17 protein-coding genes and 1 pseudogene are annotated in these 19,313 nt (G+C 73.7%); 9 read left to right on the top strand and 9 right to left on the bottom strand.

Annotated features, from left to right (window positions below; genetic code table 11):
• The first annotated feature begins 189 nt into the window (after nt 1-189).
• Nucleotides 190-1,194 carry a helix-turn-helix domain-containing protein gene (locus AC07DI_RS15785; RefSeq protein ID WP_478904872.1) on the top strand — a complete coding sequence of 335 codons (1,005 nt, stop codon included), beginning with the start codon at nt 190-192 and terminating at the stop codon, nt 1,192-1,194.
• Between the two features lie 41 nt (nt 1,195-1,235).
• Nucleotides 1,236-1,718 carry a DUF456 domain-containing protein gene (locus tag AC07DI_RS15780; protein ID WP_384248453.1) on the top strand — a complete coding sequence of 161 codons (483 nt, stop codon included), beginning with the start codon at nt 1,236-1,238 and terminating at the stop codon, nt 1,716-1,718.
• Here the strand turns inward: AC07DI_RS15780 and AC07DI_RS15775 are convergent.
• From AC07DI_RS15775 to rsgA, 3 genes are all read right to left on the bottom strand, one after another.
• The gene (locus AC07DI_RS15775; protein WP_478904871.1) at nt 1,695-1,979 is read right to left on the bottom strand and encodes a hypothetical protein; all 285 of its coding nucleotides are present in this window, start codon (nt 1,977-1,979) and stop codon (nt 1,695-1,697) included. The two genes, AC07DI_RS15780 and AC07DI_RS15775, sit on opposite strands and share 24 nt — an antisense overlap.
• 226 nt (nt 1,980-2,205) lie before the next feature.
• Complete coding sequence (locus tag AC07DI_RS15770; RefSeq protein ID WP_478905093.1) at nt 2,206-3,612, bottom strand: DNA-3-methyladenine glycosylase 2 family protein; 1,407 nt, start codon at nt 3,610-3,612, stop codon at nt 2,206-2,208.
• Between the two features lie 209 nt (nt 3,613-3,821).
• Nucleotides 3,822-4,952 (bottom strand): ribosome small subunit-dependent GTPase A, encoded by a 1,131-nt coding sequence (gene rsgA / locus AC07DI_RS15765; protein WP_478904870.1) that lies wholly within the window; start codon nt 4,950-4,952, stop codon nt 3,822-3,824.
• Between the two features lie 19 nt (nt 4,953-4,971).
• Here rsgA and AC07DI_RS15760 point away from each other — a divergent pair, with 19 nt between their 5' ends.
• The 3 genes from AC07DI_RS15760 to AC07DI_RS15750 all read left to right on the top strand — a co-directional run bounded on the left by AC07DI_RS15760 (nt 4,972) and on the right by AC07DI_RS15750 (nt 7,207).
• The gene (locus AC07DI_RS15760; RefSeq protein ID WP_478904869.1) at nt 4,972-5,457 is read left to right on the top strand and encodes a hypothetical protein; all 486 of its coding nucleotides are present in this window, start codon (nt 4,972-4,974) and stop codon (nt 5,455-5,457) included.
• A 319-nt stretch (nt 5,458-5,776) separates the two neighbouring features.
• Nucleotides 5,777-6,994 carry a cytochrome P450 gene (locus tag AC07DI_RS15755; protein ID WP_478904868.1) on the top strand — a complete coding sequence of 406 codons (1,218 nt, stop codon included), beginning with the start codon at nt 5,777-5,779 and terminating at the stop codon, nt 6,992-6,994.
• A gap of 9 nt (nt 6,995-7,003) precedes the next feature.
• The gene (locus AC07DI_RS15750) at nt 7,004-7,207 is read left to right on the top strand and encodes a ferredoxin (protein ID WP_478904867.1); all 204 of its coding nucleotides are present in this window, start codon (nt 7,004-7,006) and stop codon (nt 7,205-7,207) included.
• 33 nt (nt 7,208-7,240) lie between these two features.
• On the opposite strand, the gene AC07DI_RS15745 is transcribed toward AC07DI_RS15750, so the two are convergent.
• Both AC07DI_RS15745 and AC07DI_RS15740 read right to left on the bottom strand, forming a co-directional pair.
• Nucleotides 7,241-9,826: a polysaccharide lyase family 8 super-sandwich domain-containing protein gene (locus AC07DI_RS15745; protein WP_478904866.1), complete on the bottom strand. Its 2,586-nt coding sequence runs from the start codon at nt 9,824-9,826 to the stop codon at nt 7,241-7,243.
• Nucleotides 9,827-9,989: 163 nt separating this feature from the next.
• Nucleotides 9,990-10,670, bottom strand: coding sequence for a pyridoxamine 5'-phosphate oxidase family protein (locus AC07DI_RS15740; RefSeq protein ID WP_478905092.1), 681 nt, complete (start codon nt 10,668-10,670; stop codon nt 9,990-9,992).
• Between the two features lie 272 nt (nt 10,671-10,942).
• On the opposite strand from AC07DI_RS15740, the gene AC07DI_RS15735 reads away from it, so the two are divergent.
• The gene (locus AC07DI_RS15735) at nt 10,943-13,822 is read left to right on the top strand and encodes a glycoside hydrolase family 2 TIM barrel-domain containing protein (RefSeq protein WP_478904865.1); all 2,880 of its coding nucleotides are present in this window, start codon (nt 10,943-10,945) and stop codon (nt 13,820-13,822) included.
• A 23-nt stretch (nt 13,823-13,845) separates the two neighbouring features.
• Here the strand turns inward: AC07DI_RS15735 and AC07DI_RS15730 are convergent, their stop codons facing one another.
• On the bottom strand, nt 13,846-14,658 hold the full coding sequence (locus AC07DI_RS15730; protein ID WP_478904864.1) for a dienelactone hydrolase family protein: 813 nt from the start codon (nt 14,656-14,658) through the stop codon (nt 13,846-13,848).
• A gap of 63 nt (nt 14,659-14,721) precedes the next feature.
• Here AC07DI_RS15730 and AC07DI_RS15725 point away from each other — a divergent pair, with 63 nt between their 5' ends.
• Together AC07DI_RS15725 and AC07DI_RS15720 are read left to right on the top strand one after the other, a co-directional pair.
• Complete coding sequence (locus AC07DI_RS15725) at nt 14,722-16,149, top strand: prenyltransferase/squalene oxidase repeat-containing protein (RefSeq protein ID WP_478904863.1); 1,428 nt, start codon at nt 14,722-14,724, stop codon at nt 16,147-16,149.
• A gap of 42 nt (nt 16,150-16,191) precedes the next feature.
• Nucleotides 16,192-16,950 carry a cupin domain-containing protein gene (locus AC07DI_RS15720; protein WP_478904862.1) on the top strand — a complete coding sequence of 253 codons (759 nt, stop codon included), beginning with the start codon at nt 16,192-16,194 and terminating at the stop codon, nt 16,948-16,950.
• A 34-nt stretch (nt 16,951-16,984) separates the two neighbouring features.
• On the opposite strand, the gene AC07DI_RS15715 is transcribed toward AC07DI_RS15720, so the two are convergent.
• Nucleotides 16,985-17,395, bottom strand: coding sequence for an NUDIX hydrolase (locus tag AC07DI_RS15715; protein ID WP_384248474.1), 411 nt, complete (start codon nt 17,393-17,395; stop codon nt 16,985-16,987).
• Nucleotides 17,396-17,653: 258 nt separating this feature from the next.
• Between AC07DI_RS15715 and AC07DI_RS15710 the strand changes: the two genes are divergently transcribed.
• Complete coding sequence (locus AC07DI_RS15710) at nt 17,654-18,094, top strand: VOC family protein (RefSeq protein WP_478904861.1); 441 nt, start codon at nt 17,654-17,656, stop codon at nt 18,092-18,094.
• Here AC07DI_RS15710 and AC07DI_RS15705 read toward each other — a convergent pair.
• Together AC07DI_RS15705 and AC07DI_RS15700 are read right to left on the bottom strand one after the other, a co-directional pair.
• Nucleotides 18,083-18,817 carry a helix-turn-helix domain-containing protein gene (locus AC07DI_RS15705; protein ID WP_478904860.1) on the bottom strand — a complete coding sequence of 245 codons (735 nt, stop codon included), beginning with the start codon at nt 18,815-18,817 and terminating at the stop codon, nt 18,083-18,085. The two genes, AC07DI_RS15710 and AC07DI_RS15705, sit on opposite strands and share 12 nt — an antisense overlap.
• Nucleotides 18,814-19,305: pseudogene (locus AC07DI_RS15700) on the bottom strand (helix-turn-helix transcriptional regulator); the annotation flags it as partial. The pseudogene AC07DI_RS15700 and the gene AC07DI_RS15705, both read right to left, overlap by 4 nt.
• Between the last annotated feature and the right edge of the window lie 8 nt (nt 19,306-19,313).

Here is a 19,313-nt window from a genome sequence, read left to right as displayed (position 1 = left end):
AAAGGCCGCGAAGGCGGCTGCGGTTGGTGCTGCGGTGGCGTCACCTTGGCAGAGAGACGGGTGGTGCGGGGATGATGTCCCGGGGCGGGTTTACGCCGTGGCTGTTTCCCGCCATGGCGCCGCCGGAACGACAGCTTCGGCCGGAACGACAACTTCGGCCGGAACAGCTTCGGGGAGGGACGCCGTCGCATGCTGGCAGCGATCGGTCTGGACGAGACGCACGAGTCGGCGTACCGGGCGCTGGTGTCGGTGGGCGCCGCCGATGTCGCCGACCTCGCGCACCGGCTCTCTCTCGGCGAGCCGGAGACCGAGCGGGCGCTGCGCCGTCTGGAGCGGCACGGGCTCGCCGCGCAGGCGTCCGGCAGGGCGGGCCGCTGGGTGGCGGCGCCGCCCGGCGTCGCGCTCGGCGCGCTCCTCACCCAGCAGCGCCACGAACTGGAGAAGGCCGAACTCGCGGCCACGCTGCTCGCCGAGGAGTACCGCGCGCGGGCCGCCGAACCCGCCGTCCACGACCTGGTCGAGGTGGTCACCGGGGCGGCGGCCGTCTCGCAGCGCTTCCTCCAGTTGCAGCTGGGCGCGAGTGACGAGGTGTGCGCCCTGGTGACCGGCAGCCCCGTCGTGATCACCGGCATGGAGAACAGCGCGGAGGAGCAGGCGGCGGGCCGGGGCGTGCGCTACCGCGTGGTGATCGAGCGCACGGTCCTCGACCTGCCGACCGGCCTCGTGGAGCTGTCGGCGGCGATCGGCCGTGACGAGCGGGTGCGGGTCGTGGACCGCGTCCCGACCAAGCTGGTCATCGCCGACGGTTCACTCGCGATGGTCCCGCTGACCTCGCGCGCGGCGGAGCCCGCGGCGCTCGTCGTGCACGCCAGCGGTCTGCTCGAATCGCTGACGGGCCTCTTCGAAGCGGTCTGGGGCCAGGCGCTGCCGCTGCGCCTCGGCGAGGACGGCGGCACGCTCACCGAGGACGCCCCCGAAGGCCCGGACGGCACCGACCTGGAGATCCTCTCCCTGCTCCTCGCGGGCCTGACGGACGCGAGCGCCGCCAAACAGCTCGATCTGGGGCTGCGCACGGTGCAGCGCCGGGTGAAGCGCCTGATGGAGCTCGCGGGCGTCACGACACGGCTCCAGCTGGGCTGGCACGCGTACGAGAGGGAGTGGGTGTCACGCCGTCCCCGGCCGCCCCAGAGCTGAGCTGACCTGCGGTTTCGCCAGATCTGATGCACGCTTGGAAGATGGGAGCGTGGGAACTCCTGCTGGTCGGCGTGGTGCTGCTGCTCGGCCTGTGCGGAGTGCTGGTGCCCGGGGTGCCGGGGTCGTGGCTGGTGTGGGCCGCGGTCCTGTGGTGGACGCTGTACGACCCGAACGGCCTCGCCTGGGGCATCCTCGTCGGCGCGACCCTGGTGCTGCTGGCGGCGCAGGCCGTGCGCTGGCAGCTGCCGCCCCGGCGGCTGCGGGAGAGCGGCGCCACCCCACGGATGGCGGTCTTCGCCGGGGCGGGCGCGCTGCTCGGATTCTGCGTGGTGCCGGTGCTCGGGGCGATCCCCGGGTTCATCGGCGGGATCTACACCGGGGAGCGGCTCCGGCTCGGCCGCCACGGCGAGGCGGCGACGGCGACGCGGACGGCCATGCGTATGGGCGGAAGCAGTGTGCTGACCGAGCTGTTCGCGTGCCTGCTGATCGCGGGGGCGTGGCTAGGGGCGCTGATCTGGGGCTGAGCGGTCGGCGGGACGCACGACCCCATGCTGCTCCCCCTCCCCCTCCCCGTCGCTGTCGCCCTCGCCCTCGCCCTCGTTCTCATCCAGGTCGATGTCGATCTGGTCCCTGATCAGCTGGTGCGTGCCGCCGTCGCCGGGGCCGCGCGGCGCCGGGGCCTCCTGGGCTACGGCGGGAGGGTGCCGGTGGTGAAAGGGAAGGGCGGCAGGAAAGGCCGCGCCTGTCGTCCCGGCCGGCACGGCGGCCCCGGCCAGGGCGATCACGGTTCGTGGAACTCTTCCGACTGGTGCGTGCGGCACGGGCACCTCCACCTTGTGCGGTGACGATGCCGGCCAGTCTGCCCCGTCGACATAAGAGGGCTTCTTAGAGGTCGTTGAGGTCGTTGAGGTCGTTGAGGTCGTTCGGTTGTCGATCGACATCCGCGCCGCCGACCGGGCTGCCCGCACGAAGACCAGGGCCGGGATCCTGGTTCCGCTGCGGGTGAGGGCCTCAGGAAGCGGTCAGGGACAGATGGCGCAGCGCGTACGAGCGCCAGGGGCGCCAGGCGTCGGCGGTGGCCGGTTGCGTGCCGTCGGGCAGGGCGACGTCGGGGTCGCCGAGTGCCCGCATCCGGATGACCGCGGCGGTCCGCGCGTCCACGCCGGGCAGCGCGCGGAGCGCCGCCTCCGCGTCGTCGCGGTCCGCGCCCGCGTCCAGGCGCAGGGAGCCGTCGGCGAGCGCGGTGGCCAGCGCGCCGAGCGGTCCTGGCTCGGCCGTCAGCTCGGCCGGTGCGGGGAAGACGTGGGTGAGCCGCCCGCACGCGGCGTCGAGCGCCTTGCCGTACCGCCCCACGAGTCGCTCGGCGCCCGCCCGCCCCGTCAGCGCGCGCACCGCGAACTCGTCCGGGTCGGCGGCGCCGGGCGACCTGAGCCCGGGCCTGGCGGCGACGAGCGGGGCGAGCCGCGGGTCGGCGGCGAGCCGCTCGTCCACGGCGTACGGGTCGGCGTCGAGGTCGAAGAGGCGGCGCAGGCGCTGCACGGCCGTGGTGAGATCGCGCAGGTCGGTGAGGTGCAGCCGGGCGTCGAGCCAGCCGCCGCGGTGCACGGCCCCGGTGCTCGACCCTCCGCCGGCCGCGGTGGTGGCGTCGTTGTGCGCCTCCTCGACGGCCACGATGCCGGTGCCGTAGGGCAGTCGGAGCGTACGCCGGTAGGTGCGGGCGCCCCGCTCCCCCGTGACCTCCTCGATTCCCTCGACCGCCTCGTCGGCGAGCAGGTCGAAGACGGCGTCGGCGCGGTAGGGGCCCCGGTGGGCGAGGCGGAGCGGGATGCCGGCGGCGGGTGTGGGGCGGGCCGAGCCCTGTCGGGGGCCGGCGGCGCGCAGTGCGGTCGGCGTGAGCGCGTACACCGCCTTGATGGTGTCGTTGAACTGCCGGACGCTGGCGAATCCGGCGGCGAAGGCGATCTCCGTGATCGGCAGCTCGGTGGTCTGCAGCAGGACGCGGGCGGTGTGCGCGCGCTGCGCCCGCGCCAGGGCGACGGGTCCCGCGCCCAGCTCCGCGGTGAGCTGGCGCTGCACTTGGCGGGCGCTGTAGCCGAGGCGCCCGGCGAGCCCCGGCACGCCCTCGCGGTCCACGACCCCGTCGCCGATCATGCGCATGGCGCGGCCCACCACGTCGGCGCGTACGTTCCAGTCGGCGGAGCCGGGGACGGCGTCCGGCCTGCACCGGCGACAGGCGCGGAAGCCGGAGGTCTGGGCGGCGGCCGCGGTGGTGTAGTAGCGGACGTTGCGGCGCTTGGGGGTGACGGCGGGGCAGCTGGGCCGGCAGTAGATGCCGGTGGTCTCGACGGCGAAGAAGAACTCCCCGTCGAAGCGGGCGTCCCTGCTGCGCACGGCCTCGTACCTGGTCTCTTCATCGATCACCCCTCCATTGTGAAACGGCCCCACCTCCACGGCTGGCGGATTTCGGACACGACATTTCGCGGGGTACGGCGCGATGTCCCCAGGGGCGCGGGGAACTGCGGGACGCCCCAGGGGCGCGGGGAACGACGCAATCTTTGAGGGGCGCGGGGAACTGCGCGACCGCCGAAACGGCCCCGCAGCCCCCACCCACCCCACACCGCTCAAGCTCAGCGCAAGCGCCCCCGCTTGACGTCCAGCGCCGCCCTCCCCTCCGCCCCCCGCAACCGCCACTGCCTCCGCATCTCCGCCCGCGCCCGCACATCCGTCTTGGCGACGATGCGCTGGTTCTCGCGGATCAGCTTGCGGTAGCTGTCGAGGCGGCGTTCGGGCAGCGTGCCGTCCTCGACGGCGGCCAGCACCGCGCACCCCGGCTCCACGCCGTGGGCACAGTCGTGGAACCGGCAGCGCTCCGCCAGCGCCTCGATCTCGGAGAAGACCTGTCCGACGCCGCTCTCGGCGTCCCACAGGCCGACCCCGCGCAGTCCCGGGGTGTCGATGAGGACCCCGCCGCCGGGCAGCGGGATGAGGTTGCGGGTCGTCGTGGTGTGCCGGCCCTTGCCGTCGACGTCACGGATGGCCTGGACCTCCATGACGTCGCTCCCGGCGAGCGCGTTGGCCAGCGTCGACTTGCCGGCGCCGGACTGGCCGAGCAGCACCGAGGTGCCGCCGGAGACGACGGCGGCGAGGATGTCGACGCCCTCGCCGGTGGCGGCGCTGACCGGCAGCACCTGCACGCCGGGCGCCGAGGCCTCCACGTCCTCGACGAGGTGCCCGAGCGTGGCGGCGTCCGGCACGAGGTCGGCCTTGGTGAGCACGACGACGGGCCGGCCGCCCGACTCCCAGCCGAGCGCCAGGAAGCGCTCGATCCGGGCGAGGTCGAGCTCCACGGCGAGCGGCACCGCGATGATCGAGTGGTCGACGTTGGCGGCGAGGATCTGCCCCTCGGACCGCTTGGACGAGGTGGAGCGAACGAAGGATGTGCGCCGCTCCAAGTACGCCTGTACGTAGCGGGGATCGGCGCCCCGCGGGTCCACGGCGACCCAGTCGCCGGTGCACACGACCTTCAGCGGGTCGCGCGGGGTGACGAACTCGGTGTCGGCCCGCACGGTCCCTTCGCAGGTGACGACATCGCACTGCCCGCGGTCGACGCGGACGACGCGCCCGGCGACCAGGCCCCGGGCCGCGTAGGGCGCGAACTCGGCTTCCCAGCCCGCGTCCCAGCCGTACGGGGCGAGCGGGTGCGGGGCGGACGGGGAGGAACCCGCGCTGGAGGAGAACGGAAGAGAGGAGGAAGACAAGGGGTGACCCTTCACAGGGGTGGCCCCGGCGTCCGCGCGCGAGTCGGCGCGGGAGAGGAACAGGTCAGCCGGTGGTGGCCACGGAGGTGGACTTGATGAACTTCCGGATGCGGGCAGCGCCCATCGCAACGACAGCCATCGGTCGACACCTCCAGTTCCTGCTGGGTCGGTCCAGGCGGCCGGTCGGCCACCTGCGAACAGCGCAGAGCCTAGCGACACCCCCGAAGACATCGCCACCGCTTTTCCACCCCGCCCGCGGCCCCTCCCCCACGGCGTCTGCAACGCGCGCCGACGCCGGGTCGCCCCCTCCTACGGGTACGACCTGGTCCCCGTCCTCGCCCACGCCTGGCGCGCCTGGTGGCTGTCCACGGTCGAGGACGCCCTGTTCCTCGCGCTCTTCTGCGCCGCCTTCGTCATGCGGCCCGCCGCCGCGTTCTTCGCCACGGCCGTACTCGTCGACCTCGCGCTCCTCGGCTCGGTGGTCCGGCGCCTCTCCAGGCCCTGACCGTCTTCTGGCTCAACGGACATCTCACATGGCCGCTGGTCACCGTCTCCCTGGTCGAGGGCGCGGGGCTCGTGGCCCTCGGCATCCAGATCGCCCGCTACGCCGACCTGGCACGCGACTGACTCCAGGACCCCAAGGCCCCGAGCCCCAAGGCCCCGAGCCCCAAGACCCCACAGCAGCGCGCGGCGCGCGTGGAGCGAGTGATTCCGGACAGATGTCGGCCCACGGCGATCTGGCTGGTCTTGCCGTGTACGGGATAGATGCCCCAGGCATCCAATGGGGATGGATAAGGGAAGAACTGCGCTTGCGAGGTACTTTCATGACGGAGTCAACGAAGGTGACGGAAACCGTCTCCTTCCCCCAGGACCGCTCGTGCCCCTACCACCCGCCGACCGCGTACGCACCGCTGCGCGACGCCCGCCCGCTCTCCCGCGTCACCCTCTTCGACGGCCGCTCCATCTGGGCGGTCACCCGGCAGCAGGCGGCCCGTGAGCTGCTCGTCGACCCGCGCCTGTCCTCCGACCGCCAGCTCAGGACGTTCCCCGCGCCGACCGAACGCTTCGCCCGCCTGAGCGACCGGCGCATCGCCCTGCTCGGCGTCGACGACCCGGAGCACAACGCCCAGCGCCGCATGCTGATCCCCAGCTTCTCCGTCAAACGCATCGCGGCCATGCGCCCGCGGATCCAGCAGACGGTCGACGGACTCCTGGACGCCATGGTCGAGCAGGGGCCGCCCGCCGAGCTGGTGAGCGCGTTCGCGCTGCCCGTCCCCTCCATGGTGATCTGCGCCCTGCTCGGGGTGCCCTACGCCGACCACGAGTTCTTCGAGGAGCAGTCGCGGCGGCTCCTGCGCGGCCCCACGGCCGACGACAGCCAGGAAGCACGGGACCACCTCGACGCGTATTTCTACCGATTGATCGACCACAAGCGGCAGGAACCGGGCGACGGACTCCTCGACGAGCTGATCCAGCGGCAGCTCACCGCGGGCGCCGTCGACCGGGAGGAGCTGGTCAGACTGGCCACGATCCTGCTGATCGCCGGGCACGAGACCACGGCCAACATGATCTCGCTCGGCACGTTCACGCTGCTCCAGCACCCCGAGCGGCTCGCCGAACTCCGCGCGGGGCTGCGGGCCGAACCGCCCCTGATGCCCGCCGCCGTCGAGGAGCTGCTGCGCTTCCTGTCCATCGCGGACGGGATGTTCCGGGTGGCCAGGGAGGACATCGAGTTCGCGGGCAGCACCATCCGCGCCGACGACGGCGTCGTCTTCGCCACCTCCCTCATCAACCGCGACGACATGACCTACGAGACGCCCGAGGAGCTGGACTGGCACCGCCCGAACCGGCACCACGTCGCCTTCGGCTTCGGCATCCACCAGTGCCTGGGCCAGAACCTCGCACGCGCCGAGATGGAGATCGCGCTCGGGACCCTCTTCGAACGGCTGCCGGGGCTGCGCCTCGCGGTGCCCGCGGGGGACATCCCCTTCAAGCCGGGCGACACGATCCAGGGGATGCTCGAACTCCCCGTCACCTGGTAGGAGTCGGCCATGGCGAGCACGGTGATTCACGTCGAGAAGGACCGATGCGTGGGCGCGGGCATGTGCGCGCTGACCGCGCCGGGCGTCTTCACCCAGGACGACGACGGCCTCAGCGAGGTGCTGCCCGGCCGTCAGGACGGCGGCGGCGATCCCTTGGTGCGGGAAGCGGCGCGGGCGTGTCCGGTGCAGGCCATCAGCGTCACGGATGGATGACGAACCGTCAAGCGCCGCATCGGGTAAGGGAGTTCATGGCTTCAGTGTTGCCGTGAAGCCTCTGCCGTACGCGTGATGCGTGTCGACCTCGATACGTGTGCCGCCCGGTGCCCTGCTCACCCGGACCCCCGGGTCCGCGGTGACCTTGCGCAGCGGGCGGCCGCGCAGCAGCACCGTCACGGTGTCCCGGACCGTCGTCGGGTCGGACACCGCGACGGAGGTGGTCGCGCCGCGCCGCCCCCGGCGCACGATGACCGAGGCGGGCCCGTGCACGCGCAGGTCCGCGGCGCCGTGCCACCCCGTCGCGAAGGCGTTGGCCGCCGTCAGGCCGAGCCCGGCATGGGCGACGGCCTGTAGGCGTGCGGAGTTGGCGAGGACCTTGAGCGGCCCGTTGTGGTGGGCTCGCAGCCGGTCGTCGTCGGCATTCGGCACCAGCGCGTAGGCGAACCGGCCGGGCCGGGCGCCCGCGGGCCCGTCGAGCGTGACGCCGAGCACCGAACGGGTCACGGGCGTATCGGGGTTGGCGGTGCGCACGGTCCGGCGGCTGCGGGTGACCTCGTCCAGGGCCACCCGTACCGGTGGGGCGTCGAGGAAGACATAGCCGACGGCGGTGCCCTGGGTGACGTTGGCGTACCGCAGCCAGCGCAGGTCGGCGGTGCCTGGGCCGGTCCAGGGGCTGCCGTCGTGGCGCATGCCGGTGAGCGAGACGCGGTCGCCCACGGCCGCGGTGCGGGCGTCGACCGTGGTGGTGACGGCCCGGCCCGCGAGGTCGCCGACGTCCGCGGCGAGCACCACGATCTCGTCGTCGAGCAGGAACCACGACTTCGTGGCCGTCGCGCCCCGGTACACCACGAAGTCGGCGGGCAGCAGGTGCCGGTCGCGGTAGGCCGCGTCGCTGGACTGCACCATGCCCGCGGCGCCGTACGCGCCGAGGACGGCGCCGCCCGAGTGCCGGTTGGTGCCGCGCGGGAAGTAGACGTACGTGTTCTGCGACTCGGACGACGAGGTGAAGTGCAGGGGGTGGTCCGGGTTGTCGTAGTACGGCTTGCCGTACAACTCCGGTACGGTGCGCCGCTGTTCGACCGGCGCGGTGACGCCGGCGAGTCCGTACGGCGAAACCGTGGTGTAGTAGTCGACGCCGTACGCCTGCGTCTGGTCCTGCCCGGACAGGTAGAGGTAGTATGCGCCGTCGCCCTGGAACCACGGCATCAGGTTCTCGCCGCTCATGTACTCGTACTTGCTGATCCGCTCCGAGCTGCGCGCCAGCGCGAAGGCGTAACCCGGCCTGCGGTGCACGGTCTTGTCCATGGCGTTGAAGGCGACGCTGCGCGCGGCGGCGTTGAGGTCGGCGGCCGGGACCGTGGTGTCGGCGACGATGTCGGCGTAGCGCGCGATGCTGACCGGCGAGACGAAGCGGCCCGGGTCCAGGGCGGCCTTCGAGGTGGCCCTGACGTGCTTGACGTAGCCCTTCAGGGCGGTGGCCTCGGCGCCCGTCGCGAGTGAGGAGAGGTCGACGACGGCCTCCACGACCACCGCGGCATCGGTGTAGCCGGAGTCCGTGCGCGACACCGCCCGACCCTTGACGATCTCCATCATCCAGCCCTCGAAGATCAGCGGGGCGAATCCGTTCCGCACCCAGCCGAAGACCGTCGGCACCAGCTCCTCGCCGTGCGCGAAGCTCGTACCGTCAAGGATCTTGAGCGTCTGCACGACGCGGGTGAGCAGGCCCTTGCCGTACGAGCCGGTGTAGGCGACGGAGCCGTGCTGGATGAAGGAGCCGTCCGCGTAATGGCCGTCCGTCACCCGGTGCGCCAGCTGGTACGGGTCGATCGTGACGAAGACCGTCAGCTGGTCGGTGAGGGCCTTGCGGATGCGGTCCTGCCCCGCGTCACCGCCCAGGAGGGCGCCCTGCAGTATCCGGTTGGTGGTGATGTCGGCGAGGTTGGCGCCGGTGTGGAAGCGCGAGTCGAGGTCCACGTCGCCGCCGGTGCCGTTGCGGAGGTAGGCGTCCATGGAGGCGACGTAGGTGGCCACCAGCTCTGGGCGGTGGGTGGCCGCCGCGTCGGCGAGCAGGACCAGGGTCCTGCTGATGTGCTGGGAGATGCCGATCTCCCAGTGGAACCAGTTGCCGTAGTAGCCCTTGGCCTGGTCGCCGTAGTAGTGCTCGTGCAGCCAGGCCAGGCCGTCGAGCGCCCGGCGCTGTACGGCCGTGTCGCCGTAGAGGGCGATTCCTGGCGTGCGGGTGGCGAGGGCGATCTCGTACAGCTTGCGGTAGGCGGTGTTCAGGTTGGTCTCGTCGGTGCCGAGCGTCAGGCCGGCGAAGAGTTCGCCCTCTCCGGCGTCGTCCATCGCCTTCAGGCCGGCCCGTGCCGTCTTCTCGACGGCGGCGAGCTTCGCGGCCGTCTCCGGGCGGGCGTTGGACTCGGCGGTCCCGGCGAAGACCGCCACGGTGTTGGCGCGGAGCCGGGCGCGTCCTTCGTCGGACCCGGCGGCGCTCGCCCGGCCCGCGCCGAGGCCCGGAAGTCCCGGGTCCGCAGGAACCACCGCCAGGAGACCGGCGGCCGACAGGGCGGACATCAGGCGCCTGCGGGTGACGCCGACGGTGCGGGTGGTCTCCATGGCGGCCTCCAACGAGTACGTGGGCGGCGTTCCGGGGGCGTTCGGCGAGCGGAGTCAAGCAGACGCCCCGACCGCCGACAAGGTCCCGGGCCCTCGCCCCGTCCGAACGGCCCAAGGACGGCGCGGCACCCGCTCGTCCCGGTGAGCCTGCCGCACCGGACGCTCAGAGCCTGTCTCCGGCCCCCCGCCGGGTCCCGCCGCGCCCGGCGATGTGCGGTGGCGGCGCGATCCCGGCGGGCAGCAGCGGGTCGGGCACCGGTTCGCCCCACGTGGCGGTGAGCGGCAGGTTGCCTGCCCAGATCCCGAGCCCGGCGTCCGGGCCGTCGCCGTCGTCCGGCGGGCCCGCCGCGACCTTGACCGAGGCCTCCGCCAGGGAGAGGGAGAGCAGGGTGGTCGCCGCGAGTTCCTTGCGGCTCGGACGGCGGGCGTAGTCCCACTGGCCCGGTGCCGCGTGCTCGGTGAGCAGGCGCAGGCCGCGCAGCTTCTCGTCGGGGTCGGTCACCCGGCGCGGGACGCCGTGGATCATCGCGCTGCGGTAGGTGACGCCGTGCTCGAAGACCGAGCGGGCGAGTATCAGCCCGTCGACGTGGGTGACGGTGACGCAGACGGCCGACTCGGGATCGGTGGCCAGGCTGCGGCCGGCGACGGAACCGTGCAGGAAGAGCTGTGTGTCGTCGCGGCCGTAGACGGTGGGCACGACCATCGGCCGGCCGTCGACGACGACGCCGAGGTGGCAGACGAAGCCCGCGTCGAGGATCGCTTCGAGGTCGGCGCGCGACAGGCTGCCCTGCTCGCGCAGGCGGCGGTGGCGGGTGCGGTCGGTGACGGGGAGCGTCGCGGGCAGCGGGGCTGTGGAGAGCGGGGTGGCGCCGTCGTGGTCGGATCCGGTCGAAGAGGGCCGGGGCGGCGGCTGTTCGGGGTGATGGTTCACGACGCGACAAGTTACCGATATCGCGCGGACGAAGCCAGAGTACGACGAAATTCGCTGCCAAGGCCCGGCCGCACCACGATTTCCGTATCCGTCCAGCGTCGCGTCCAAGCCACCGACCGAGAATCCAACGACTCCCCGCCCCGAACGATGGCGGCCCCCGGCCCCCGCGCGGTCTGATGGAACGCATGGAGCTTCCCCACCACGAGGACGTGTCCCCCGGCACCGGCAGCCTGCCGCCCCGCGCCCGGTACGCGGCCTCCGACGCCGCCACCCTCTCCCTCAACGGCCGCTGGCGCTTCCGCCTCTCCCCCACCGCCGACGCCGAGGACGAGACCTTCGCCGCCGAGGGGTACGACTGCGACGCCCCGGGCGCCGAGGACACCTGGGACGAGATCGCGGTCCCCGGCCACTGGGTGCTGCAGGGCCACGGCGCGCCCCAGTACACCAACCAGCTCTATCCGTTCCCGGTGGACCCGCCGCGCGTACCCACCGAGAACCCGACCGGCGACCATCTGCGCACCTTCGACCTGCCCGCCGACTGGCCGCGCGACGGCGCGGCCGTGCTGCGCTTCGACGGCGTCGAGTCCTGCGCCCGCGTCTGGCTCAACGGCACGGAGCTGGGCGACTTCAAGGGCTCCCGGCTCCCCCACGAGTTCGCCGTCGGCGAGCTGCTGCGCCCCGCGGGCAACGTCCTCGCGGTCCGCGTCCACCAGTGGTCCGCCGGATCGTACCTGGAGGACCAGGACCAGTGGTGGCTGCCGGGCATCTTCCGGGACGTGACGCTGCTGCACCGCCCCGAGGGCTGCGCCCGCGACTTCTTCGTGCACGCCGCGTACGACCATCGCGCGGGGACGGGCACGCTGCGCGTCGACTCCGAGGTCCAAGGGCGGCTCACCGTCGTCGAGTTGGGCATCGACGTACCGACCGGGGAGCAGGTCACCGTGGCCGTGGAGCCGTGGACGGCCGAGACGCCGCGGCTGTACGACGCGACGCTGGCGACGCCCGGCGAGCGCATCGCGCTGCGTGTCGGTTTCCGCACGGTGGCCGTCGAGGACGGCGTCATCACGGTCAACGGCCGCCCGGTGCTCTTCCGGGGCGTGAACCGCCACGAGTTCCATCCCGGGACGGGCCGCACCCTCGGCCTCGACACCATGCGCGCGGACGTCCTCCTGATGAAACGTCACAACATCAACGCCGTCCGCACCAGCCACTATCCGCCCCACCCCGCCTTCCTCGACCTCTGCGACGAGCTCGGCCTGTGGGTGATCGACGAGTGCGACCTGGAGACCCACGGCTTCCACGCGGTGGGATGGCGCGGCAACCCCGTCGACGACGACCGCTGGACGCCCGCCCTCCTGGACCGCGCGGCCCGCATGGTCGAGCGCGACAAGAACCACCCGTCGGTCGTCCTCTGGTCGCTCGGCAACGAGTGCGGGACGGGGCGCGGCCTGACCGCCGTGGCCGACTGGATCCGGGCGCGGGACGGCAGCCGGCTGCTGCACTACGAGGGCGACAGGTCCTGCGCGGACACCGACGTGTACTCGCGGATGTACGCCGACCACGCCGAGGTCGAACGCATCGGGCGGGGCGAGGACGAGGGCCCCGAACACCGCCGCCGACTCCCGTTCATCCTCTGTGAGTACGCGCACGCCATGGGCAACGGCCCCGGCGGGCTCAGCGAGTACCAGCGGCTCTTCGAGACCTACGAGCGGCTCCAGGGCGGCTTCGTCTGGGAGTGGATCGACCACGGCATCGCGCACCCCGCGTACGGCTACGCGTACGGCGGCGACTTCGGCGAGGAGCTGCACGACGGGAACTTCGTCTGCGACGGCCTGCTCTTCCCCGACCGGACGCCGTCCCCCGGCCTGATCGAGTACAAGAAGGTGATCGAGCCGGTCAGGATCGAGGGCGACGGCCGGGCCGGAACGGTCACGATCACCAACCTCCACGACTTCGCCGACCTCTCGGGCCTCGTCTTCACCTGGTCGTTCGAGAAGGACGGCCGAACGGTCGCGGACGGCGTGCTCCCGGTGCCGCCGGTCGGGCCCGGCGGGCGTACGCAGGTGAAGCTGCCGCCCGCGCCGCGCCGGGACCCGGACGCCGAGACCCAGTGGACGGTGCGGGCGGTGCTCGCCGAGGACACCGCGTGGGCGGCCGCAGGGCACGAGGTGGCGTGGGCCCAACTGCCCGTCGAATGGGGCATGGACCTGCCCCTGCCGGGCGGCGCGGCACCGGAGCGGGGCGCGGCGGGGCGCCGGATCTCGCTCGGCGCCGCGACCTTCGACGCCCGCACCGGCAGGCTCCTCGCCTTCCGTGACCGCGAGATCAGCGAGCTGCGCCTGGACGTGTGGCGGGCCCCGACCGACAACGACAACGGCATGCCCTGGCGTCCCGAGCCGTCCGTGGCCGCCCGCTGGCGCGCGCGGGGCCTCGACCGGATGCGGCACCGCGTGGAGGCCGTCGAGTTGACCGACGACGGGCTGACCGTACGCACCCGGGTGGCGCCCGCGGCCTGCGACCTGGCGCTGCGCACGGAGTACCACTGGGCGTCGAACGGCGTCGTGCTGCTGCTGCGGATGACCGTGACACCCGAGGGCGACTGGGACGTGCCGCTGCCCCGCGTCGGCATCCGCTTCGGGCTGCCCGGCGCGGGCGACCGGGTGCGGTGGTTCGGCGGCGGCCCCGGCGAGGCCTACCCGGACACGGCGGCCGCCTCCCGGACCGGCGTCTGGGAGGCGGACGTCGCCGCGCTGCAGACCCCGTACGTGCGGCCGCAGGAGAACGGCGCCCGCGCGGACATCCGCTGGGCCGAGGTCGGCGGGCTCCGCGTCGAGACCGACGACTCGCCCGCGTTCACCGCGCGCCGCTGGACGACCGAGCAGCTCGACGCGGCCCGGCACCGCACCGACCTCACCCCCGGCGACACCGTCTGGGTCAACCTCGACATCGCCCGGCACGGCATCGGCACCCAGTCGTGCGGCCCCGGCGTACTGCCGCACCACGAACTCCGCGCGGAGCGTGGGCCGTTCGGGCTCACCTGCGTCTTCTCGCGCACGGACGGGTGAAGAGGGGCACCGGGAGCGGGCGTTCAGCCGACGGGGGTCAGCCGCTCCCGCAGGAATGCGACGACCCGCTCGCGCGCGGCGTACGCGGGGTGGCCCGGCTCCTCGCGGACCTCCTCCGTGAGGACGGAGTGCGCCGTCCTGGCGAAGCCCGCCGCGTTCCCGGGCGACGAGTCGAGCTCGATGACCTCGAACGCGTCGCCCAGGTGACGGCGGAGCGTGGCGAAGCGGTCGCCCGGCACCAGCTTGTCCTCGGTGAAGCGCAGGCCGAGCGCGCACAGGCCCTCGTTCCTGGTGCGGGCCACGACCGTGTCGAACTCGGCGCGGGACATGCCCGGGTCGACCTTGCGGGCGCCGCTGACGGGCAGCGGCAGCGAGGGCTGGCTGAGTACGGGGGCGATGACGGAGTCGTCCGTGGCGGCGGCCAGCGCGAAGCCGCCGGTGAAGCACATGCCGATGACGCCGACGCCAGGCGCCGGGGTACGGGAGGCCAGGTCGCGGGCCAGAGCACGCAGATAGTCCGCGAAGGGGCGCCGGGCGTTGGTCGCGAACGCGCGGAACTCGGCGGAGATGCAGGCGCGGGGGAAGACGTTCAGCGCGTACGGCACGGAGACAGGGCGGCCCGGTTCGCCGAAGGGCGACGGGATCGCGACGGTGAAGCCCTCCTTCACCAGGTGCTCGCCGAGGCCCAGCACTCCCGGGTGGACACCGGGGATTTCGGGAACCAGCACGACACCGGGGCCTGTCCCCTTCTCATGGACGTCATGCGTGATGCCCGCCCCGGTGAACGGGGCCCTGCTCCAGCCGGTGAGGTCCGCTGTCGGTTCCGAACCGGGCACAGTGCCCACTCCCTTTCGTCACAAGTGTCTTATGGGTAGGTGAAGTTCATGCCTACAGCACCCATGCGTGGAAGCACAGACCCCGCCGGGCGTCCCGTGCCACCCGGGCCACCGGCCCCGCCGCCGCCCGAGCCGCCGTCCGGGCGGCTGGTGGCGTGGCTGGGCCGGTTCGGCCCGCTCGCCCTGGGTTACGCCGTGTTCCAGGCCCTGGTGGGTCTGCTGCCCGGCGGGCTCTTCGGGGACACGGCGCGCTACGCGCTCGCCGTGGTCAGCGGCGCCGGGACGGGCATCGCCGCCTGGCTGGCCGGCGCGCTGTTGCGGGCCAGGGCGGCGGCGGCCGACGGACCTGGCGGCGCCCTGGACGGCGTGCCGTCGCCCCGCCGGCCCTCGACGGGCGCCGCGGCGCCGGGCGCGGGGGACCCGGCGCCCGGCCCGCTGCCGGGGCTCTCCGCCGCCGCGTACGCGACGCTCGCCGACCGTCTGACCGTTCTCGACGATCCGCTGCGCGGCCGCCTCAAGGGCTGGCCCCACGCCCTCGACGAGCAGCCGGGCCCGGTGCGGCCCACGCCGACGGGCACCGCGTACGGCCTGCACATCGTCCTCGAACTCGGCATGCCGGACGGGCGGCTGCGCGCGGCGGAGCTGGTGGAGACGCTCTGGCGGCTGCGGCTGCCCGAGGGCGGCTGGGCGGCCCGCTCGCAGGGCGCGGTCGGCAGGCCCGAGGTGACCGGCCTCGTGCTCGGCGCGCTCGCGCGGGCGGGCGCGGACCCCCGGCTGCTTGCCGCGGAGGCGGAGCGGTGCACCGAACGGTTCAGCCGCGACCTCGAGCCCGCGGGCACCGAGCTGACCCATGTCGTCACCACGGTCCTGCGCGGACTGCTGCGCGCCGCGCCCGACTCGCCCGCCCTGCCGCTGCTTCGGGACGCGCTGGTCGACGGGGCCGTCACCGATCCGGCGCGCGGGCACCGGCGCTGCTGGGGCTCCCGGCTCACGCCGCCGCACGGCAGGGCGGTCGCGCCGTCCGCCGTGCACACCGCGCAGGCCGTCGTCGCCCTGGACCGGGCGGCGCGGGTGCTCGGCGAGGACACGAACGCGCGGGCCACGCGCGAGGAGGGCATCCGCTGGCTGCTCTCCTGCCCCGGCGCCGCGCACGACGGCTGCGACGACCTGGAGAGCGGCCACGAGACGGTGCGCCGCCAGCACCCCGTCGACGCCTCGCGCCACGAGGTGCTCTCCGTACGGCACTTCGCGGCGGCCTGGGTGGTACGGGCGCTGCTCACGCCGGGCGCCCCAGCGGTCGCCGCCGACGAGGACCGGGCGGCCGTCTGGCAGGAAATGCTGTCCGGCGCCGCCGCCTGTGTGTGGCGGCAGCAGGAGAACGGGATCTGGACGTGGGACGGTGGCGATCTCGCCCACCCGCTGTGGATGACCTATCAAGGCCTTTCCGCACTGCGGGCACATGCCGTATGGATGTATCAGCCGGGGATCTGAGCCCCCGGCGCGGCGCGTGCGCGCGGACGAGGGGAGAGTGCATTGGGTGGTCGGCACGTCCACGACGCCAGGCGTCTCCTGACGAAGTTCCTCGACGGTCCGGCCGGTGACGAGCTGGTGCGGGCCGCCCGCGCGGCCGTGACCGAACTGGCCGCCCCGGGGCTGCTGTTGCCGCTGGTCCGGGAGCTGGCGTCCGGCGTCGGCGACCCCGCGGGGTGCGCGTCGCTCTCGTACCGCCACGTGCTCGGCTTCGACAAGCTGCTGCTCATCGACGGCGGGCCGCGGCACATGCTGCGCGCCCACGTGTGGCATCCCGGCCGGGGCACGCGGGAGGACATCCACAACCACCGCTCCCCGCTGGCCTCCTGCGTGGTGCGGGGCGCGCTCGGCATGGAGCTGTACGAGCCGGTGGACCCCGGCGCGGCCGAGGGGGTCGCCACGGCCTGGTACCGGGAGTCCCTCTCGGGCGGGGAGGCCGACTGGCTCCTTGAGCCCGCGGGCGGGGCGCGGCTGCGCCTGACGCAGAGCGCGCGGTACGCGGCGGGGAGCGGCTACGCGCTGCCGCCGCACGTCCTGCACCGCGCCTGGTGCGCCTCGTCGGGGCCGACGGTCACGCTGTTCGTGGAGACGGGGGCGGGGCGGCGGCGGTACACGGACGTGTTCACCGGTCCCGGCACGGAGGCGGACGGCGACGTGGAGGTCCCGGGCACGCAGGCGGCCGGGCGCGCGGTGGCGAAGAAGCCGCTCGAAGTGAACGACTACCTGGCGGAGCTTTCGGCGCTGGCCGATCTGCTGGGCTGAAGGGCTGACGGCCGGAGCGGTGCCGGGTCGGCGTTCAGCCGCAGGCCTGGCGGACGATCTCGCGGTTGTAGTCGTCGATCTCGACCTTCGCGAGGTCGGTGGGGGCGAGCCAGCGGTGCTCCTGGTCGGGCAGGGGCAGCGACACGTCGAAGGTGAGGGGGCGGACCAGGAAGTTGTCCTGCCAGTTCTTCACCTCGTGCCCGCGGTAGGTGCTGAGGAAGGAGGATTCGCCGACCTTGCGGAGCACCTGGCCGAGCAGCCCCGTCTCCTCCTTGAGCTCTCTGAGGACACCGTCCCTTGGGCTCTCGTCCGGCTCCAGCTTTCCGCACGGAACGCCCCAGACGCCGGGCAGGAACCGCTCGGTCTCGCTGCGTCGCACGAGCAGCACGCGGCCGCGGAACTCCACGACGGCCGCCGCGAGCCGGTTGTCACCGGGATAGTCCATGTCCTCCAACGTAGCGGGGATCGGGAGGCCGTGACAGTCGGGACAGCGGCACTCGGCCACCGTTTCGCGTTCTCCCTGGTCGCGCCGGAGCGGAACGTAGACGTCCGTCAACAGGGTGCCGTAGTCCTTCACCCACACGCGTCGACGGAGCCGGTGCCGTGCCGGTGTCGTGCCGGTGCCCGCACGAGCCCGCGTACCGGTGGCGAGGTGTCCGATTCCTTCAAGACCGGCCTTCGGCCCCCTGCCTACGCTGCCGGCATGAACAGCACACCGACCTCACCCACTGCCACCCCCACCCCCCGCTTCGGCCTGATCGGTCTGGTCGTCTCGGACATGTCCGCCTCGCTCGCCTTCTACCGCAGGCTCGGCCTGGAGTTCCCCGCCGGATCGGAGAGCGCGCCGCACGTCGAGGTCGCGCTTCCCGGTGGTGTGCGCATCGCCTTCGACACGGAGGACACCGTCCGCTCCTTCCACCCGGGCTGGCGGCCGCCCGCGACCGCGGGCCGGATCGGGCTCGCCTTCCACTGCGCCACGGCCGCCGGGGTCGACGCGGTGCACGCGGACCTGACGGACGCCGGGTACCCGAGCGAACTCAAGCCGTTCGACGCGTTCTGGGGGCAGCGGTACGCCGTCGTGCTCGACCCCGACGGCAACGGCGTCGACCTCTTCGCGCCGTCGGCGTCCGCCTCAGCCCAGTAGCCGCGTCAGCGCCAGGCCCGTCAGCTCCTTGACGTCGCGGGCGAGGTGGGCCTGGTCGGCGAAGCCCGCGGCAGCCGCCGTGTCCGCGTAGGGCAGCCCGCCGCGGGCCAGGGCGAGCGCCCGCTGCAGACGCAGGATGCGGCCGAGCGTCTTGGGGCCGTAGCCGAAGGCGGGCAGTGAACGGCGGTGCAGCAGGCGGACGTTGACACCGGCCGCCGCCGCGGCCCCGTCGACCGAGCCGCCCGCGGCGAGGGAGGCGACGACGTGGGCGATGAGCGGGTCGGGCGGCCCGGCGTCGGCGGCACGCTCGACGGCGACCGACTCCAGGGCGGCCATCGGGTCGCGCGCGGCGTCCACCCGCTCGGCGAGGCGTCGCGCCCGGCCCGCGCCCCACAGGTCGGCGAGGTCCACGCGCACGTCGCGCAGTTCGTGCGCGGGCACGCCCAGGAGGGCCGGGGCCGCGCCGGGGAAGAAGCGGACGCCGACATACCGGCCGGGCCCGCCGCCGGGATCGTGCGCACGCGTGTCCGGGCCCGCGACGAACAGCCTGCCCTCGGTCCACAGCAGGTCCATGCAGCCGTCCGGCAGCACGGGCGACGGCCGGCGCCCTTCGCCGGGAGCGTCCGAGGAGGCGCGGGTCCACACGACCGCGCCGGTCAGCCGGGACGGCCGCTCCCGGTAGGCCCCCGGGGCCGGGGCGCCGGCGCCGGTCTGCTGGATCATGTGCGAAAGGCTACGCCGCCGCGCCCTCGGTGCTCCTGCGGGCTGACCCCGTAGACCCGCTTGAAGGCACCGGAGAGCGCGAACGCGCTGCCGTACCCGACGCGGCGGGCTATGGAGGCGATGGTCAGCTCGCTGTCGCGCAGCAGGTCGGCGGCGAGCGCGAGCCGCCAGTTGGTCAGATACGTCATCGGGGGCTCCCCCACCAGCTCCGCGAACCGCCGGGCCAGCGCGGCCCGCGAGACGCCCGCCTTCGCCGCGAGGTCCGCGATGGTCCACGGGTACGCGGGGTCGTCCTGGAGCAGGCGCAGGGCGTGGCCGACGACCGGGTCGCCCATCGCGCGGTACCAGGCGGGCGCCGCCGCCTCGGGGCGGGAGAACCAGGCGCGCAGCGCGGCGATCAGGGGCAGGTCGAGGAGCCGGCCGAGGAAGACGGACTGGCCCGGCTCGTCCTTGCCGATCTCCTCGGCGACCAGCGGCGTGAGCGGGCACGCGGCCG

The sequence above is a fragment of the Streptomyces sp. NPDC044106 genome, from assembly GCF_056433985.1.
Note: the sequence above shows the minus strand (reverse complement) of the source record. Positions and strands in the feature narration are given on the sequence as shown.

What these genes read in the sequence shown, in the direction of transcription:
- AC07DI_RS15785 (WP_478904872.1), top strand. Translation starts at nt 190, where the DNA reads ATGCTGGCAGCGATCGGTCTGGACGAGACGCACGAGTCGGCGTACCGG.
- AC07DI_RS15780 (WP_384248453.1), top strand. Translation starts at nt 1,236, where the DNA reads ATGGGAGCGTGGGAACTCCTGCTGGTCGGCGTGGTGCTGCTGCTCGGC.
- AC07DI_RS15755 (WP_478904868.1), top strand. Translation starts at nt 5,777, where the DNA reads ATGACGGAGTCAACGAAGGTGACGGAAACCGTCTCCTTCCCCCAGGAC.
- AC07DI_RS15750 (WP_478904867.1), top strand. Translation starts at nt 7,004, where the DNA reads ATGGCGAGCACGGTGATTCACGTCGAGAAGGACCGATGCGTGGGCGCG.
- AC07DI_RS15745 (WP_478904866.1), bottom strand. Translation starts at nt 9,826, where the DNA reads ATGGAGACCACCCGCACCGTCGGCGTCACCCGCAGGCGCCTGATGTCC.
- AC07DI_RS15735 (WP_478904865.1), top strand. Translation starts at nt 10,943, where the DNA reads ATGGAGCTTCCCCACCACGAGGACGTGTCCCCCGGCACCGGCAGCCTG.
- AC07DI_RS15725 (WP_478904863.1), top strand. Translation starts at nt 14,722, where the DNA reads ATGCGTGGAAGCACAGACCCCGCCGGGCGTCCCGTGCCACCCGGGCCA.
- AC07DI_RS15715 (WP_384248474.1), bottom strand. Translation starts at nt 17,395, where the DNA reads ATGGACTATCCCGGTGACAACCGGCTCGCGGCGGCCGTCGTGGAGTTC.
- AC07DI_RS15710 (WP_478904861.1), top strand. Translation starts at nt 17,654, where the DNA reads ATGAACAGCACACCGACCTCACCCACTGCCACCCCCACCCCCCGCTTC.
- AC07DI_RS15705 (WP_478904860.1), bottom strand. Translation starts at nt 18,817, where the DNA reads ATGATCCAGCAGACCGGCGCCGGCGCCCCGGCCCCGGGGGCCTACCGG.